The 15,540-nt window shown below is 73.5% G+C and carries 15 protein-coding genes; 6 read left to right on the top strand and 9 right to left on the bottom strand.

What is annotated here, in order from left to right; translation table 11 throughout:
• Positions 1-60 precede the first annotated feature (60 nt).
• From ACS04_RS11560 to ACS04_RS11545, 4 genes are all read right to left on the bottom strand, one after another.
• Positions 61-1,464, bottom strand: a complete 1,404-nt coding sequence (locus ACS04_RS11560) for a chloride channel protein (RefSeq protein ID WP_048476483.1) — start codon at positions 1,462-1,464, stop codon at positions 61-63.
• Between the two features lie 58 nt (positions 1,465-1,522).
• The gene (locus ACS04_RS11555; protein ID WP_048476482.1) at positions 1,523-1,807 is read right to left on the bottom strand and encodes an SHOCT domain-containing protein; all 285 of its coding nucleotides are present in this window, start codon (positions 1,805-1,807) and stop codon (positions 1,523-1,525) included.
• A 43-nt stretch (positions 1,808-1,850) separates the two neighbouring features.
• Entirely contained in the window at positions 1,851-2,324 is a 474-nt protein-coding gene (locus ACS04_RS11550; RefSeq protein ID WP_245236365.1) for a DUF6325 family protein, read from the bottom strand.
• Between the two features lie 174 nt (positions 2,325-2,498).
• Complete coding sequence (locus tag ACS04_RS11545) at positions 2,499-3,197, bottom strand: GAP family protein (protein ID WP_048476481.1); 699 nt, start codon at positions 3,195-3,197, stop codon at positions 2,499-2,501.
• 199 nt (positions 3,198-3,396) lie between these two features.
• On the opposite strand from ACS04_RS11545, the gene ACS04_RS11540 reads away from it, so the two are divergent.
• The gene (locus tag ACS04_RS11540; RefSeq protein ID WP_245236364.1) at positions 3,397-4,401 is read left to right on the top strand and encodes a YhjD/YihY/BrkB family envelope integrity protein; all 1,005 of its coding nucleotides are present in this window, start codon (positions 3,397-3,399) and stop codon (positions 4,399-4,401) included.
• Between the two features lie 100 nt (positions 4,402-4,501).
• Positions 4,502-5,923 (top strand): DUF2252 domain-containing protein, encoded by a 1,422-nt coding sequence (locus ACS04_RS11535; protein WP_048476480.1) that lies wholly within the window; start codon positions 4,502-4,504, stop codon positions 5,921-5,923.
• A 58-nt stretch (positions 5,924-5,981) separates the two neighbouring features.
• On the opposite strand, the gene ACS04_RS11530 is transcribed toward ACS04_RS11535, so the two are convergent.
• Positions 5,982-7,283, bottom strand: a complete 1,302-nt coding sequence (locus ACS04_RS11530) for a hypothetical protein (RefSeq protein WP_053080746.1) — start codon at positions 7,281-7,283, stop codon at positions 5,982-5,984.
• 229 nt (positions 7,284-7,512) lie between these two features.
• Between ACS04_RS11530 and ACS04_RS11525 the strand changes: the two genes are divergently transcribed.
• Both ACS04_RS11525 and ACS04_RS11520 read left to right on the top strand, forming a co-directional pair.
• Positions 7,513-7,911, top strand: coding sequence for an SHOCT domain-containing protein (locus tag ACS04_RS11525; protein ID WP_048476478.1), 399 nt, complete (start codon positions 7,513-7,515; stop codon positions 7,909-7,911).
• A 66-nt stretch (positions 7,912-7,977) separates the two neighbouring features.
• On the top strand, positions 7,978-8,757 hold the full coding sequence (locus ACS04_RS11520) for a TIGR04222 domain-containing membrane protein (RefSeq protein WP_048476477.1): 780 nt from the start codon (positions 7,978-7,980) through the stop codon (positions 8,755-8,757).
• A 100-nt stretch (positions 8,758-8,857) separates the two neighbouring features.
• Here the strand turns inward: ACS04_RS11520 and ACS04_RS11515 are convergent, their stop codons facing one another.
• The 4 genes from ACS04_RS11515 to ACS04_RS11500 all read right to left on the bottom strand — a co-directional run bounded on the left by ACS04_RS11515 (position 8,858) and on the right by ACS04_RS11500 (position 13,127).
• Positions 8,858-9,646 carry an SDR family NAD(P)-dependent oxidoreductase gene (locus ACS04_RS11515; protein ID WP_048476476.1) on the bottom strand — a complete coding sequence of 263 codons (789 nt, stop codon included), beginning with the start codon at positions 9,644-9,646 and terminating at the stop codon, positions 8,858-8,860.
• Positions 9,647-9,720: 74 nt separating this feature from the next.
• Positions 9,721-10,734 (bottom strand): TolB-like translocation protein, encoded by a 1,014-nt coding sequence (locus ACS04_RS11510; protein ID WP_048476475.1) that lies wholly within the window; start codon positions 10,732-10,734, stop codon positions 9,721-9,723.
• Entirely contained in the window at positions 10,731-12,113 is a 1,383-nt protein-coding gene (locus ACS04_RS11505; protein WP_048476474.1) for an MFS transporter, read from the bottom strand. Before ACS04_RS11505 ends, ACS04_RS11510 begins: the two co-directional genes overlap by 4 nt.
• A 141-nt stretch (positions 12,114-12,254) precedes the next feature.
• Entirely contained in the window at positions 12,255-13,127 is an 873-nt protein-coding gene (locus ACS04_RS11500; RefSeq protein WP_053080745.1) for a glycosyltransferase family 2 protein, read from the bottom strand.
• 402 nt (positions 13,128-13,529) lie between these two features.
• On the opposite strand from ACS04_RS11500, the gene ACS04_RS11495 reads away from it, so the two are divergent.
• Both ACS04_RS11495 and ACS04_RS11490 read left to right on the top strand, forming a co-directional pair.
• Positions 13,530-14,651 (top strand): Gfo/Idh/MocA family protein, encoded by a 1,122-nt coding sequence (locus ACS04_RS11495; RefSeq protein ID WP_245236363.1) that lies wholly within the window; start codon positions 13,530-13,532, stop codon positions 14,649-14,651.
• Between the two features lie 126 nt (positions 14,652-14,777).
• The coding region (locus ACS04_RS11490) for an SDR family NAD(P)-dependent oxidoreductase (RefSeq protein ID WP_048476506.1) at positions 14,778-15,540 on the top strand (763 nt) is incomplete at its 3' end.

Genomic DNA, 15,540 nt, shown 5'->3' with positions numbered 1-15,540 from the left:
GGCTTGCGCCGCGGTCGGGAGCAGCCCCCCGGCACCGGGACCGGCGAGAGCGTCACGCGCTCACGGGGCCGGCGGCGCGGAGGCCGCCATGCGGCCGACGGGCGGGATCGCGGGGCCGGGCGGCAGGAGTTCGATGGTCACCAGCGCCACGACGGCGGAGAGGATCGCCACCGGGATCATCTCGGTGCTGCCCAGCACGAGTACCACGAGCACCACGCTGCTGACCGGCAACCGCAGGGCGCTCACGGTGGCGGCGGCCATGCCGGCCGCCAGTCCTGCGCCGACACCGAAGCCGGGCAGCGGCGAGCACAGGACGCCTGCCGCGGCGCCGAGGAACAGCGAGGGGAAGATCGGGCCACCGCGCAGGCTGCCCAGGCACAGGGAGAAGGCGGCGCCCTTGCAGAGGAGTACGGCGACCAGGGTGCCCACGGCCCAGGCGTGCGGGTCACCGGCGAGCTGGGCCAGCGTGGCCTGGCCGGAGGAGGCCACGTCCGCGGGGGAGCGGCCGGTGCCCAGGGAGTACGCGGCGGCGCAGACGCCCGCGGCGAGCGCGCACACGGCGGTGACGGTCAGCGGCCGTTTGGCGACCCGGACCGCGGTCAGCCGTCCGCCGAACTGGATCAGGTGGATGCCGACCGCGAGGGCCGCGGCGAGGAGGATCGACCACACCACGTCACCGACGTCCAAACGGGGGAAGTGCATGCCCGAGGACTTCAGCGACAGGTCGCCCGTCTTCAGTCCGGTCCAGCGGCCGAACCCGGTGAAGACGAGCGAGCCGATGCCGCTCGACAGCAGCGCGGGCAGCATGACGGCGAACAGCCGGGGCCCGCCCACGCCCACGACCTCCATGAGCAGCACCGCGCCGATCAGCGGATTGCCGAAGATGGTGGCGATCGCCGCGGCGGAACCGGCCGCGCCCAGCAGGGCGGTGCTCATCGGCGTCTCCGGTGTCGCGGTGAGGTGCCGCAGCGCGATCGCGAGTCCGCCGCCCAGCGCGATGAGCGGGGCCTCGGGGCCGAGCGTGGCGCCGAGCGGCAGGCTGAACACGGCCGCGAGGATCACTCCGGGCAGGGCCGAGGCTCCGGGACCGCCGGGATGCAGGCCGGTGGCGGGGATGTGCCCGCCGGCCCCGGGGAACCGGGTGACGATCTGACCGACGCAGACCCCCGCCACGAGCAGCAGCGGCAGGGGCCACCACCAGGGCGGACTGTCGTGGCCGAGGGCGTGCGGGAGGTCCACCCAGACGAGAGCCTCCAGCTTCTGGATCCCGGCGAGGAACCAGAACGCGGCCAGCGAGACGGGGATGCCGATGAGTCCGCAGAACACCAGCGTCTTGCGGTATCCGGGAGTGCGCAGCAGCTCGCCGAGCTTCTGCGCCTCCGCGGGCCGCGCAGGCTCCTGCGGACCCTTGCCTGGACCCGAACCCGTGCCCCGGTCCGGACTCGGCTGCGTCGGCTGCGCCATGGGGCCGTTCCTTCCCGTCCCACGTCCCTCACCGGAGAGTCCGGTACAGGGTGCTTCGTCAGCCGAGGAGCCGACGCTTCTGCTCGGCGAACTCCTCCTCCGTCAGGACACCCTGTTCCTTGAGGGTGCTGAGCTGCTTGAGCTGTTCGATCCTGGTGCTCATGTCGTCGGCGGCAGGAGCCGCGGCCGGAGCCGGCGCAGGGGGCGGCGGCGCGGCCGCGGCCTGCGGCGCCTCCTGCTGGGCCCAGCGTCCGGCCTGCCGCCGGGACACCCGGTTGGACACGGCGGTGGCGGTCCCGGCGACGACGGCCGTTCGGGCGACTCCGCGAAGAAGTCCGGGCATGGTGCTCATCTCCAGGGGTGCGGTCGGACAGGTGCGGTCGTTCTCACTCGTCGCCGGGCGGTACGTCCATGGCCTCCAGCGAGGCCAGCAGCGCCTGGACGGGGATCCGGCCGGCGGCCACCAGCTGGGCGCCTCCGCGCCGCAGTTCACGGGCGAACGGCGCCGCCCACGTGTTCTCGTACACGATGATCCCCGCGGAGTTGCCGGGTTCCAGGGCGGTGCCGGCTTCGTCGATGTCGCCCTGGTCCAGCAGTCCGGACGAGGCGCCCTCGAAAACCGAGAGGTCGACCTCGTCGCCGAAGTCCTGGAGCTCCACCGCCGTGACCGACCCGTCCAGGTCCTTGCGGACGAAGACCAGGTCGAAGATGCGGATGATGCCGCGATCGACGAGATCGACGAGCATCGGCAGCCCCTGCCCCGTCATCCGGTTGCCCGGGAACTCGATCACGGCGTAGTCCACGGGACCCATGTCGTCGATGTCGCCGAATCCGCCTGATTCCTCGACCTCGCTGCTCATGGCTGCTCCTGTCGTGCTCGGGGAGGGAAGACGTCGCGTCGGCCGCTGATCCGCGGGCTGTGACCTCCGGCATGCGAGGGGCAGGAGGGCCGGTCGACTAAGCCCATTCCAGCACCGGGAGGGAACCTTCGCACATCCGGAAAGCGCCGGTCCGACGAGTCGGCCGGTCAATCGTCAGCTGGTGAGCTGGTAGAGGCTCTTGCCCGTCAGCCACAGACCGAGCGCGAGGCAGAGCACCACGATCGCCTGCTCGGCGTGGTCCGTCAGCCAGGTGCGCAGACGCAGCAGCCGGGCCTGGGCGACCTCGGGTGCGAACACGATGTACAGCTCGGCGGCCAGCAGGCTCGCGCTCGCGAGCAGGCAGAAGCCGAACAGGGCCATGAAGGTGGCCGGCTGCGCGGCGTTCGCTTCGAGCACGGTCGTCGCGCCCGCCGCCACCATGCCCCACGGCTGGACGAGTACGGCCAGACCGGCCGAGGCCCAGAGCGAGCCCTCGCCGCGGTCGGCCGCCGCCTCCCCGGACGGACCGTCGCGGCCCTTGCGGCCATGCGCCGCTTCGGCGGCGTCCGACCTGGCGTCGCCCGGGGCCCGCATCAGGCGCCGGCGGTGCAGGCCGTAGAACACGAGTCCGATCCCGATGGCCAGCTTGGCCGCCGGCCCGGCCACGCCCGGCGGGGAGCGCGGCGGCGGGGGCTGGCCGTCGGTAAGCGCCAGGACGGCTGCGATCACCGCGACGAGGCAGGCCAGCCAGGCCAGAACGAACACGAGCCCCTTCCACACGCCCCTGGCGGACGAGACCACGAGGGCGAACGCCATGAGGGGCAGCGGGTAGATGGTGATGGCCAGCGCGATCAGCATGAGGTCGAGAACCATGGCGCCCCCATCCTGTGACGGCGTGCGACGACGTTCCACGACGACCCTACGCACGGAACCCGTCCCCGACACCTTCGCTCGCCGCCGCCCGGCGCCATCGGCCGCGGATGCCGTTCGAGATGCCGCCCCCGGCCGCATCCTCCAACCTGGACGCAGACGAAGGAGAGCCCATGTCGACGACCGCTGCGCCGGCGCAGTCGTGGGCGCACGGCCGCCCGCCCTCCTGCGCGCCGAGCCCCTCCCCGGTGGGCTGATGCCGGCCGGCGAGCGCGTACGGTCCGGCAAGCGCGTACGGTCCGGCAAGCGCCCGCGCGGCGCCCCGCACCCCACGTGGTGGCGGACCCGTACGCGCCACGCGACGATCGCCGCCCGGCGGCTCCAGCGCCGGGCGGAGACCCGGTTCCCGGTGATCACCCACATCGCGGAGCGCATGGTGTCGGTGAACATCTTCGACTCGGCGACGCGGCTCGCCGCCCAGTGCTTTCTGACCGCCGTTCCCCTGGTCTTCGTCGTCGCGTCGGTCGCCCCGGAGCCCGTACGGCAGCAGATGGCCGCGTCGATCCGTGCCGTGTTCGGGCTGAGCGGCGCGGCGAGCGACCAACTGCAGTCGCTCTTCGGCAGCTCCGACGCGGAAGTCCAGAACGCGGTGGGCGTGGTGGGCTCGCTCATGGTGCTGCTGTCGGCGACCGCCGTGAGCCGCGCCATGCAGAGACTGTGCAAGCGGGCCTGGGAGATTCCGCGCAGCGGGGTCCACATCGCGATCTGGCGCTGGCTCGTGTGGATCGCCGGCTGGATCTGTCTGCTGGTGGTGCAGGAACCGGTGCGCAGCGGGTTCGGCGTCGGCCTGTGGCTGGGCGTCCCCCTCACGTTCCTCTTCCAGACGCTGGTGTGGTGGTGGACCCAGCACCTCCTGCTGGGCCGCCTCGTACCCTGGCGGCCCCTCCTGCCGGGCGCCCTGCTGACCGGCGGCGCGATGACCGCCCTGTCGGTCACCGCCGGCTTCTACATGCCGCGCGCCCTCGACCGGGCGCTGGGCGAGTACGGTTCGGCCGGCTCGGTCTTCGTCATCCTGTCGTGGCTGATCGTGCTCTGCGTCGCGGTCGCCGTCGGTGTCACCGTGGGTGCCGTCCTGGCGCAGGAGCCGTTCCTGGCCCGTCGCCTGGGCAGTCCGGTCCCGAACCGGCACGGGGCGCGCCGGGGCTGAGCCCCCTTGTCCGGGCCCGGGGCCCTCCGTACGGCGGTGCCCGGCCGGGAGTGCCATGCTGGGCAGCAGGGGGCGGGGTGCGGCCTGGAGGTGCACGGCGATGGCAAGGTATGCCGCGAGTGCCGACAACGACATGCGCCGGCTGTCCGTCGAGGAGCGTGCCGCGCGCGGCCGCGCCGCCCGGCGCAGGGCGCCCCGCTCCGGGCAGGGGGATTTCGAGCCGCCCGCGGGGCGGTCGGATCCGGTGGACGTACTGGAAAGGCAATCGGCCGGCCGGGTGGCGGACCTGGTGCCGATCCGCTACGGCCGGATGGTGGAGTCGCCGTTCCGTTTCTACCGGGGCGCGGCCGCCGTCATGGCCGGGGACCTGGCCGACACGGCCGTTTCGGGCCTGCGGGCCCAACTGTGCGGCGACGCACACATGTTGAACTACGGTCTGCTCGGCTCACCAGAGCGGAACCTGCTGTTCGACATCAACGACTTCGACGAGACGCTGCCCGGACCGTGGGAATGGGACGTGAAACGGCTGGTCGTGAGCCTGGCCGTCGCGGGCAGGGAGAACGGGTTCGACGAGCGCGAGCGCGCCGTGATCGTCCGGTCCGCGGGCCGGTCCTACCGCGAGCAGATGCGCCGCTACGCGGCCATGAACAACCTCGACGTCTGGTACGCGCGGATCGACGCGGAGCAGCTGCGCGCGCTGGCATCGACCGAACTGCGCCCGCGCGGCCGCAAGCAGCTGGCCGAGGCACTGGAGAAGGCCCGCGGTCGCGACAGCGTCCAAGCCGCCGGAAAACTGACCGAGACGGTCTCCGGGGAGCGCCGGTTCACGTCGCTTCCGCCGCTGGTCACCCCGCTCTGGGAGCTGCTGCCGGACCAGGAGCGCAGCGCGCTGGAGGGGAACATCCGCGACCTGGTCGACCGGTACGGGCAGACCCTGTCCTCCGACCGGCGCCACCTGCTGCGGGAGTTCACCGTCGTCGACGTGGCGCGCAAGGTGGTGGGTGTGGGCAGTGTGGGCACCCGGTGCTGGATCATCCTGCTCCTGGGGAAGGACGGCGAGGACCCGCTGATCCTCCAGGCCAAGGAGGCGGGGGAGTCGGTCCTCGCCCCGTACGCCGGCCCCTGCGAGCAGGACACGCAGGGCGAGCGGGTGGTGGCCGGGCAACGCCTGATGCAGGCCGCCAGTGACATCTTCCTCGGCTGGCACCGGGCGCAGGGGATCGACGGGCGGGAACGGGACTTCTACCTTCGGCAGTTGCGGGACTGGAAGGGGAGCCTTGAGCCGGCGGGCATGCTGCCGCCCGGCATGAAGGTGTTCGGCGACGTCTGCGCCGCCACGCTGGCCCGGGCACACGCCCGCTCCGGCGACCGGGTCGCCATCGCCGCCTACCTGGGCGCGGGCGAGGTCTTCGACCGGGCCCTGGTGCGGTTCGCGGAGGCCTACGCCGACCGGAACGAGCGCGACCACCAGGCGCTGGTGGAGGCGGTGGCCTCGGGCCGGGTGGCGGCGCGCTCCGCGTGAGCGCGGATGGGCCCGGTCGCCGGCGGCGGCCGTGGCCGCCCCTCGGAGGCCGCGGCCGTCAGGGGGCCGTCCGAGTGGGCTCACGGTCCTCCTCGGCGTCCTCGGCGAGGAAGTCCGTCACGGCGAGGGCGAGGAGCAGGGCGAGGGCGAGGCCGACGACGACCCAGCCGGTGGGGTGCGGCCACAGGACGTAGGCGAGGCAGGCGGCCGCGACCAGGATCCAGGTGATCCAGCCGCGGTGGCGGCCCACGAACGCCCCGACCGGGCCCGTACGCAGGCCCGCCCGGTCGGCCGTGGCACGGGTGGCCGCGATGCCGGAGTGCCACACCTGGCGGACCACCGTCGCGTACCGGCCCGGCCCCGAGAGCCAGGCCGCGAGGGCGAGCACCACGCCGAGGAGCACGACCGTGCGGACCGTGACGCGCAGCAGGCGGACCAGCGCGTCGTAGATGGCCCCGGCGGCCGGCTGGGAGACGGTGTCGGGCAGTGCGTTGAGGTAGACCGTACGGAAGACGGTCAGGGCGATCCCCAGGACGAGCGCCGCCGCGGCGAAGCCGAGGGCGGACGCGATGAGGGTGCGGCGGCGGTGCGCGGAGAGCAGCACGCCGACGGCGGCGAGTACGACGGCCACGACCGGCAGCCACAGACCGGCGAGTTCGAGCAGCCGGAAGCCGGTCTTGACGCGGCCGATGTCGTCCGACCGGACCACGGTGAAGTCGGTGTGGATCTCGGGGATCTTCCCGGCGACGCCGAGCCCGGCGTCGACGAGGCGTGTCTTGACCTGTTCGATCACCGGGGCCAGATCGAGGGTCACCGAGTCGTTCTTGATCTGTACGGCCCCCTCGTCGCTGCCGGTGAGGGCGCGCACGAGAGAGGTGTGGATCGTACGGTTCGCGCCGGTCCAGATGGTCTCGAAGGCGTCCGAGGCGACGACGTCCTCCGCCTTGTCGTGCACGAAGCTGCGGACCGCTCCCTCCAGCCCGTCGCCCAGCTTCCCGAGCCCCTTCTCCAGCAGCGGCCGGTCCTGCGGTGCCACGCCTTCCAGCAGCTTGGGCAGGTCGAGGTGCTCCATCAGCGCGTCCGTGACCCGGTTCGCGACGGCCGCCTGCACGTCGGGATCGGATGCGAGCGGGGCGACCGTGGCGACGTAGCGGTCCGTGTCACCCACGATGTCGGACGTCCAGGCGGCGACGATGCCCAGCGGGGCCAGGACGCAGCCGATGACGATGAGCAGCGCCGAGAAGAACGCGCGCAGCCGGTGGCGTGGCCGCTGTGGCGGGCGCCGGGAGGCGTCGGCCTCCAACGAGGCGATCCGGGCCCGCAGTGCGGCGAGCTCGGCCTGGTTTTCGTCGTCCGGCATTGCGGCCTCCCGGGGTCGAACCCCACGCAATCCCGGTCGGCCTCGTCCGGCGAGCGGGGTGACCCGTCCGGGTGAACGCCGCGGGGCGCGGCAGGCGGGCGGGTTCCCCGGCGTGGCGCGCAGGGGCGGGCGGCGGGGAGGCCGGCGGGAACCCGCTCGACATGCGGAAGGCGATGTGCGCGCCAATACTTCGGATCGAGGGCATACGGCCCGTCTGAAGGAGGCGTCCGTGGACGACTACCCGGCACTGAATGTCTTCTGGAGCATGCTCTGGTTCTTCCTGTGGATCATGTGGCTGTTCCTGCTGTTCAAGATCGTCACGGACATCTTCAGGGACCATGAGATGAACGGCTGGGCCAAGGCGGGCTGGCTGATCTTCGTCATCCTGCTGCCCTTCCTCGGCGTGCTGGTCTACGTCATCGCCCGCGGCAAGGGCATGACCCAGCGGGACGTCAAGCAGGCCAAGGAGAACGAGGCCGCCCTCCAGGACTACATCCGCCAGACGGCCGGATCGTCCCCGGCCGGCGCATCGCACGCCGACGAGCTGGCCAAACTCGTCGCGCTGAAGGACAAGGGCGACCTCTCAGAGGCCGAGTTCCAGCAGGCCAAGACGAAGCTCCTCACCTGATCCGACCGGAGGTAGCCTCGGTGGCGGGTCCGCAGGGGGCGGACCCGGGGGAGTGGATCAGCGATCATGATCACCGAAGTGTCCGCGGCCGCGGCCGGATTGCTGCTGGGAGCCGCGGTCTTACGTCTCCTGCCCGGCCGGGGCCCGCTGCGCGACCCGGCCGGGCATCCGCTGACTCCCGTGGAGACGGCCCTGCTGCGCGGGGGCGCGCGGGCCGCGGTGCGGACCGCGCTGGTGGAGCTGTACCTCGCCGGCGCGGTGGAACCGGCCTGGCGGCACACGGTCCGCCGGTCCACCACACCTCCGACGGGCTGCTCCGATCTGGCCAGATCCGTGTACCGGGTACTTCACGGTCGGCTGCACCCCCGCCTGCTGGAGCGCGAGGACCGGGTACGGGAGGCGACGCGGGCCGCCGAGCGGCAACTCGCGCGCGACGGGCTGCTGCTGACGCGCCGGCGCCGGCTCGCGGCCAGGGCGGCGCTCCTCCCGGTGTTCGCCGCGGGGCCGGTGACGGCCTGGGCCGGCGGGGCGGGGCCGCCCGCGGCGTCATTACCGCTGGCGCTGCTCGCGGAGGGCGTCGCCCTGCTGCTGTGGGTGTGGCCCCGGCGCACCGGGCGCGGCGCCGCACTCCTGGTCCACCTGCGCATGCAGCAGGCGGGAACCCCCCGGCCCACGGAGCGGGAGCCGGCGCGCCTGCTGCTGCACGTCGCGCTGGTGGGGGCGCCGGCACTGCGTGCAGGTCTTCCCCGTTTCACCGAGGAGAGCGGCCTGCTGGGCCGCCCGCCGCGGGAACCGATGGAGCGGGGCGGAGGCGGGTCCCCGGAGGTGTTCACCTGCGGCGGTTAGGACACCGTCAGTTCCTCCAGGGCCAGGGCCAGGGCCGATCCGGGCCCCACTTGTCCTCGTGCGCGGCGCGCTGCCGGAGGCAAGCGGCGCGTCGCCGGAGTCAAAGCGTCGTGACGAGTCCGCCGTCGATGGTGTGGTCGGAGCCCGTGGTGTTGCCGGCGCGGTCGGAGGCCAGGAGGAGGACGAGATCGGCGACCTCCTCCGGGCGGGTGAAACGGCCCGTGACGGACCGGGCGGCGGCGCCCGCGACGACGTCGTCCGGTGAACCCCCCGTTCCGCCCGCCACCGCGGCGGCGACACCCTGGTCTCCGAGCCAGAGCGCCGTCTCGACCGGCCCGGGGCTGACGGTGTTGACGCGCACGCCCTGCGGGCCGACCTCCTTGGACAGCGCCTTGCAGAAGTTGGTGAGCGCCGCCTTCGCCGCGCCGTAGTCGATCACCCCCGGGTCGGGCAGGAAGGCGTTGACCGAGCTGACGGTGACGATCGACCCGGCGCCGCGTTCGAGGAGGTGCGGGAGGGCGGCCCGGGTGGTGCGTACGGCGGTCAGGAAGTTGATGTCCAGGGCCCAGGCCCAGTCCTCGTCGGTCAGCGACAGGAATCCGCCCAGCCGCGGCCGGACGGCGCCGACGTTGTTGACGAGGACGTCGAGGCCGCCGAAGGCGGCGACCGCCTCCCGTACCGCGTGCCCGGGCCCGTCGGGGGTGGCCAGGTCGACCGCCACGGGCCGGACCCGCCCGCCGGCGGCGAGTTCCGCCAGGTCGCCGCCCGTCGTGCGGGCGGCTGCCACCACCAGCGCGCCCTCGCCGGCCAGGGCGCGGGTCACCGCCAGGCCGATGCCCTTGCTCGCTCCGGTGACCAGCGCCACCTTGTCCTTGAGATGCAGGTCCACGAGCAGTGAGTCTGCGCGAGCACCGCGCCGCCGGGACCCGACAGGGCCGCAGCGTCAGGCGGGTGGCCCCCCGTTCAGCCCAGGCGGGTCGGTGACGAGGCCGCCGGGGCGAGCAGGCGCGCGGTGCCCGAGCCGTCCGCCGGGACCGTCCACAGGTCGGTGGTGTCCGGCGCGCCCTCCGCGGGCAGCGCGTAGGCCACGGTGCGGTCGTCGAGCCACAGCGCCTGGTCGTCTACGCTGCGCTTCTCCGCGAGCGGCTGCTCCCGCAGCGTCCGCAGGTCCAGTACGTGCTCGCGCCACAGCGAGGCCCCGCGCAGGACGCGCTTCTTGTACACGACCCGGGTCTCGTCCGGAGAGAGCGAGGGGCATTCGACGTTCTGGGCGAGGGTGGTGACGCTGCGCCCCGAGACCGAGCCCTTTACCAGGTACGTCCGGCCGGCGGTGCCGAGCGTGGCGTAGAAGGTGTCGTCGTCCTTCGAGAAGGTGACGCCCCAGAAGTTCACGTCGCCCGAGGCGTAGGGGCGGCCGTCCACCACGAGGGAGAACTTCTCCAGGTCCGGCTCGACCGCCCAGGTGCGGGTGTCCACGATCGTCGTACGGGTGGAGAAGAACGCGGCGCCGTAGGACTCGCCGGCGACGAACACCGTCCACGCGGCGAAATGGCCGCTCGGTGCGACCCGTGCCCGCGAGGGGGTGCCCGCCAGCGGGAAGCTGTGCAGCGGACGCAGGTCGGAGTCGACGATCACGGCCTTGTTGTCCTGGGCGAGCGCGCCCGGCGAGGAGTTCAGGCACACCCCGGTGCCGGCGGCCGCGTGGAAGCGCTGACAGGTGAGGCCCGAGGCGGTGCGCTCCGTCTGCGGTGCCTGCAGCGGGACCGAGACGAGCGCCCCGCGGTGCGGGCCGCCGGCGCCGTTGAGGAAGGCCAGCCGGTCCTGCTGTCCGAGCGCGACCCGGCCTTGGGCGACGGTCGGGTCCCCCGCGTGCGTCTGCTCGGCGCGGGCGGCGGAGCGCAGTACGAGCGCGGCGGCGAGGCCCCCGAGGAGCAGCACGGCCGCCGCGAGTACGAGCAGTCGGCGGGAGCGGGTCATCGGGTTCCTCGGGGGAGTCGGGCCGGGTCGGTGGCGGAGTCCGGCTCGGTGTCCGGAGCCGCCGGGCGCAGTACGAACCCGGCGACGGCTGCGCAACAGCACAGGCCGGCCGCCGCGGCCGCGAGGGCGGGACCCGCGCCCCACATCGTCCAGGCGGCCCCGAAGGCGAGTGAGCAGCCGAAGCGGGCCAGTGCCTGGCCGGTCCCGACGACGGCGAGGCCGGTGGCCCGCAGCTTCGCCGGGACGCTCGCGCCGACGGCGGCGGGCAGCACCCCGTCGGTGGCCGCGTAGAACAGGCCGTGCAGGACGAGGACCAGGTACGGGAGGGCCGGCCAGTGCGGGGCCGACAAGAGCAGCCCGTAACCGGCCAGCAGGAGGGCGTGCCCGGCGAGGAAGACGGTACGGCGCCCGATCCGGTCGGCCAGCGCGCCGGCCGGCACGGCCAGCAGCAGGAACACGGCGGCGGTGCCGAGCGGGAGCAGCGGGAACCACTGCTCGTGGATGCCGGTGCGGTCCTGGAGCAGGAGGTAGAGGAACGCGTCGCTGACGGTGGTGAGGCCCAGCAGGGCGGCGCAGAGCGCGAGGGCGCGGAGCCGGGGCAGACGCAGCAGGGCCGCCGCCTCGCGCACGCTCACCCGGGGGGAGTGCGCCCCGCCCGGATCAGTGCCGTCCGGATCGGCGCCGACAGCGCCGCCCCGTTTCGCGCCGTCCCGTTTCGTCGCCGCCTCCGGCGCCGGGCCCGGCGCCGCCCCCGAGGGGACGAACAGCATCAGCACCACCACACCCAGCACGGCGACGCACGCGCTGACCCCGAAGACGGCGTCGTACCCGCCCACCGCCGCGTTCAGGATGAAGAAGGCGGCGAGCGGGCCGAGCAGCGCCCCGGTGGTGTCCATGGCGCGGTGCACGCCGAACGCCCGGCCCTGCGACTCGGGCGGTGTGGAAAGGGAGATGAGGGCGTCGCGCGGTGCGGTGCGCAGGCCCTTGCCGGTGCGCTCCAGCGCCAGGACCACACCGACCGGGCCCAGGCTGTGCGCGAGCAGGAGCAGCGGTTTGCACAGGGCGGACAGGCCGTAGCCGATACCGGCGATCAACTTGTGGTTGCGTACCCGGTCGGCGAGGTGGCCGCCGGTCAGCTGCACCAGCGCGCCGACCCCGTTGTAGACCCCGTCGAGGGCCCCGAAGCCGAGCGGGCTCAGCCCGAGCCCGGCGACCAGGTACAGCGGCAGCACCGCGGTGACCATCTCCGAGGAGACGTCCGTGATCAGGCTGACCGCGCCCAGCGCGAGGACGGTCGGGGCGATCGCGGGGGGCCGGACGGGGGCGCCGTCCGGTGCGGTCTTCGCGCCGGCGGGCGCGGAGCGGTCCGCGAGGTACATGCTCTGGAGCTCCCGGTGCCGACGGTCAGGTCACTCGTACGTACGCAGGAGACCCTAATGCGCGTACGGCCCAACCGGGCCGTGTACGGCGTGATTTGGCGGAACACCGCAGCGGTCCGGTCCGCCCCGGTGCCCCACCGCTCAGCCCTGCCGGCTGCTCTCGTCGCGCAGCCACGTCGAGAAGTCCCCGGAACGGATGGCCTTGCGGGCCCGGCGCCGCGCGGCCAGCGCCGCCGCCACGAACACCACCACCCCCGGAAACAGGCTCGGCTGGGCCCGCAACAGGGCGCGCAGATCATCCGTACCGGTGCGCGCGGACGGCGCGTGCGCCCCCTGCGCGCTTCCGGGCGCCTGTGAGGCCTGGAAGCGCTCCAGCTCGGCGGAGGAGGTGGCCGCCCTGACCCGCCTCCTGATCAAGTCCCCCCAGGTGCGCGGCGGACGCACCACCACCCGGGCCGTCTCGACCACGCGCCGCTCCTGCGGAGCGAACGCCAGCGACGCGGCCAGATCGTCGGCCATCAGCGGCGGCAGAGCGGCGATCCGCGCGTGTCCCGGCTCGGTCACCGCGATGACCCCGCGCCCGAACAGCCCCTCGCGGACGGCCGGCAGCCGCTGCCAGACCCGGTAGTACGCACGGACCGGCCAGGCGCACCCGGAAAGAGGGATGTCCCGGCCGGGGGCCGCGGCGAGCAGGTCCGGACGGGCCGCGAGGGCGCCGGTCAGCTCCCGCACGTCGGCCGCCCCGACCTCCACGTCGGCGTCCACGTACAGGCGCGGAAAGCCCTGCGCGTGCTCGTCCCCGACCCGAAGTGCCGTGTGTTTGGAGGGAGTCGGTATCTCCACCACCCGTACGCGGGGGCCCCGCGCGCCCGCCACCGCCGCCGTGTCGTCCGTACAGCCGTTGCACACCACGACGATGTCGGGCCCGGACGCCGGGGCGTCGGCCAGGAGCGCGTCGAGGAGCCGGCCGATGACCCGGCCCTCGTTGTGGGCCGGGATCACGATGCTGGTCACCCCGGAAGTATGCACGCTCGAACACCCGAGCCGACCGTTTCCTCCAACTCCCCCCGGGGGTAGTCCCGGTGGTCTAGATTGAACGCAGCCGACCGGATCCGGCGCGCTTCGGCGACGCTGAAATCCAGTGGGAGCAGGGCAGTTGGGGAACATACGGGTCCGGCGGCTTGGGGGAACAGGCCGCCTGCCCGGGGCCGGACCGGTGCGAGGGGCGCCGGGCGGCCGGGGGGCGTACGTACGTCGCAACACGTAGGGCATCGGTCGTGGGGGGCCATCACCGCCTGGCAGGTCACGCACGGGTCGCGCACGCGCCCCGGCGCCGGCCGTCGGCACCCCCTTCCTTCGCACGCGTCCCGGCCATGGGTTGTCGATCGCGCCCGCGGGCGTGCGCGGAAGGAAAAGGTGAACGCTGTGAAGGACACCGCGAAGGACCCCGCCAAGGACGAGGGGCGGGGCCCGGGGGCCGCGGCCGCGGCACCGGCGGAGCCGTTAGGCGTGGCCGTCGTCGGCGCGGGCTACTGGGGCCCCAATCTCGTCCGCAACTTCCAGTCCAGCCCGGAGTTCCGGCTCCGCTGGCTCTGTGATCTGAACCTCGACCGGGCACGGCAGGTGCTCGGCCGCTACTCCACCGTCCAGGCGACCGCGGACTACGCGGCCGTCCTGGCCGATCCGGCTGTGGACGCCGTCGCCGTGGCCACCCCGGCCGGCACCCACCTCGACGTGGCCCTGGCCGCCCTGCGCGCCGGCAAGCACGTCCTCGTGGAGAAGCCACTGGCCGCCACGTACGAGGACGGGCTGCGCCTGGTCACCGAGGCCGAGGAACGCGGCCTCACCCTCATGTGCGACCACACCTACTGCTACACCCCCGCGGTGGGCCGCATCCGCGACATGGTCCGCTCCGGCGAACTCGGCGACATCCAGTTCGTCGACTCGGTCCGGATCAACCTCGGCCTCGTCCAGAAGGACATCGACGTCCTGTGGGACCTGGCCCCCCACGACCTCTCCGTCCTCGACTTCATCCTCCCGGACAACGTGCACCCCGTCGCCGTCGCCGCCCACGGCGCCGACCCGATCGGCGCCGGCCAGTCCTGCGTGGCCTATCTGACGCTCACGCTCAACACCGGCGCCATCGCCCACGTCCACGTCAACTGGCTCTCCCCGGTGAAGGTCCGCACGACGATGGTCGGCGGCTCCAAGCGCACCCTGGTCTGGGACGACCTCAACCCCACGCAGCGCGTCGCCGTCTTCGACCGCGGAGTGGACATGACCGCCCCGCAGGAGATCGGCGCGGACGAGCGCCGGGACATGCTCGTCTCCTACCGGACCGGCGAGATGGTGGCGCCCGCGCTCGGCGAGAAGGAGGCCCTGCGCAGCATGGTCGAGGAGTTCGCCGCCGCGGTACGGACCCGGCGGCCGGCGCTCACCGACGGCCGGGCGGGCCTCCAGGTGCTCGACATCCTCGAAGCCGCCTCCCGCAGCCTGGAGTTCCGCGGCGCGGTCGTCGGACTGCGCACCGGTCGCTGACCCCGGCCGCTGACACCGGGCGCCGACCGCGACGGAAGGCGCCCCCCGCACCACCTCGCCCGGCGGGCACGCCGCGCCGGGCGCACCGGCACCAAACACCACGACCGACTCAGTAGGGGCAGGGCGTTGAGCAGCGTACGAGGCAAGAGGATTCTGGTCACCGGCGGGGCGGGCACGATCGGCTCGCACGTGGTCGACCAGCTGGTGGACCACGGGGCGCGTGAGGTCGTCGTGCTCGACAACTTCGTCCGGGGGCGGCTCGGGAACCTGGCCCGGGCCCTGAAGAGCGGCGCGGTCGAGGTCGTCGAGGGCGACATCCGGGACCGGGAGACCGTACGCAAGGCGACCGAGGGGGCCGAACTGGTCTTCCACCTCGCCGCCATCCGGATCACCCAGTGCGCGGAGGAGCCGCGCCTGGCCAACGAGGTCCTGGTGGACGGCACGTTCAACGTGCTGGAGGCGGCGGTCGCCGCCGGGGTGGGCAAGGTGGTCGCCTCCTCCTCGGCCTCGGTCTACGGCCTCGCCGAGACCTTCCCGACCACCGAGCGCCACCACCCGTACAACAACGACACCTTCTACGGGGCCGCGAAGGCCTTCAACGAGGGGATGCTGCGCAGCTTCCACGCCATGTACGGGCTGGACTACGTCGCGCTGCGCTACTTCAACGTCTACGGGCCCCGGATGGACATCCACGGGCTCTACACCGAGGTGCTGATCCGCTGGATGGAGCGGATCACCGCGGGGGAGCCGCCCCTGATCCTCGGCGACGGCACCCAGACCATGGACTTCGCCGACGTGCGCGACATCGCGCGCGCCAACCTGCTCGCCGCCGAATCGGACCTGACCGACGAGGTGTTCAACATCGCGAGCGGGACCGAGACCAGCCTGC

Source organism: Streptomyces roseus (assembly GCF_001044425.1).
Classification (GTDB): Bacteria; Actinomycetota; Actinomycetes; order Streptomycetales; family Streptomycetaceae; genus Streptomyces; species Streptomyces roseus.
Note: the sequence above shows the minus strand (reverse complement) of the source record. Positions and strands in the feature narration are given on the sequence as shown.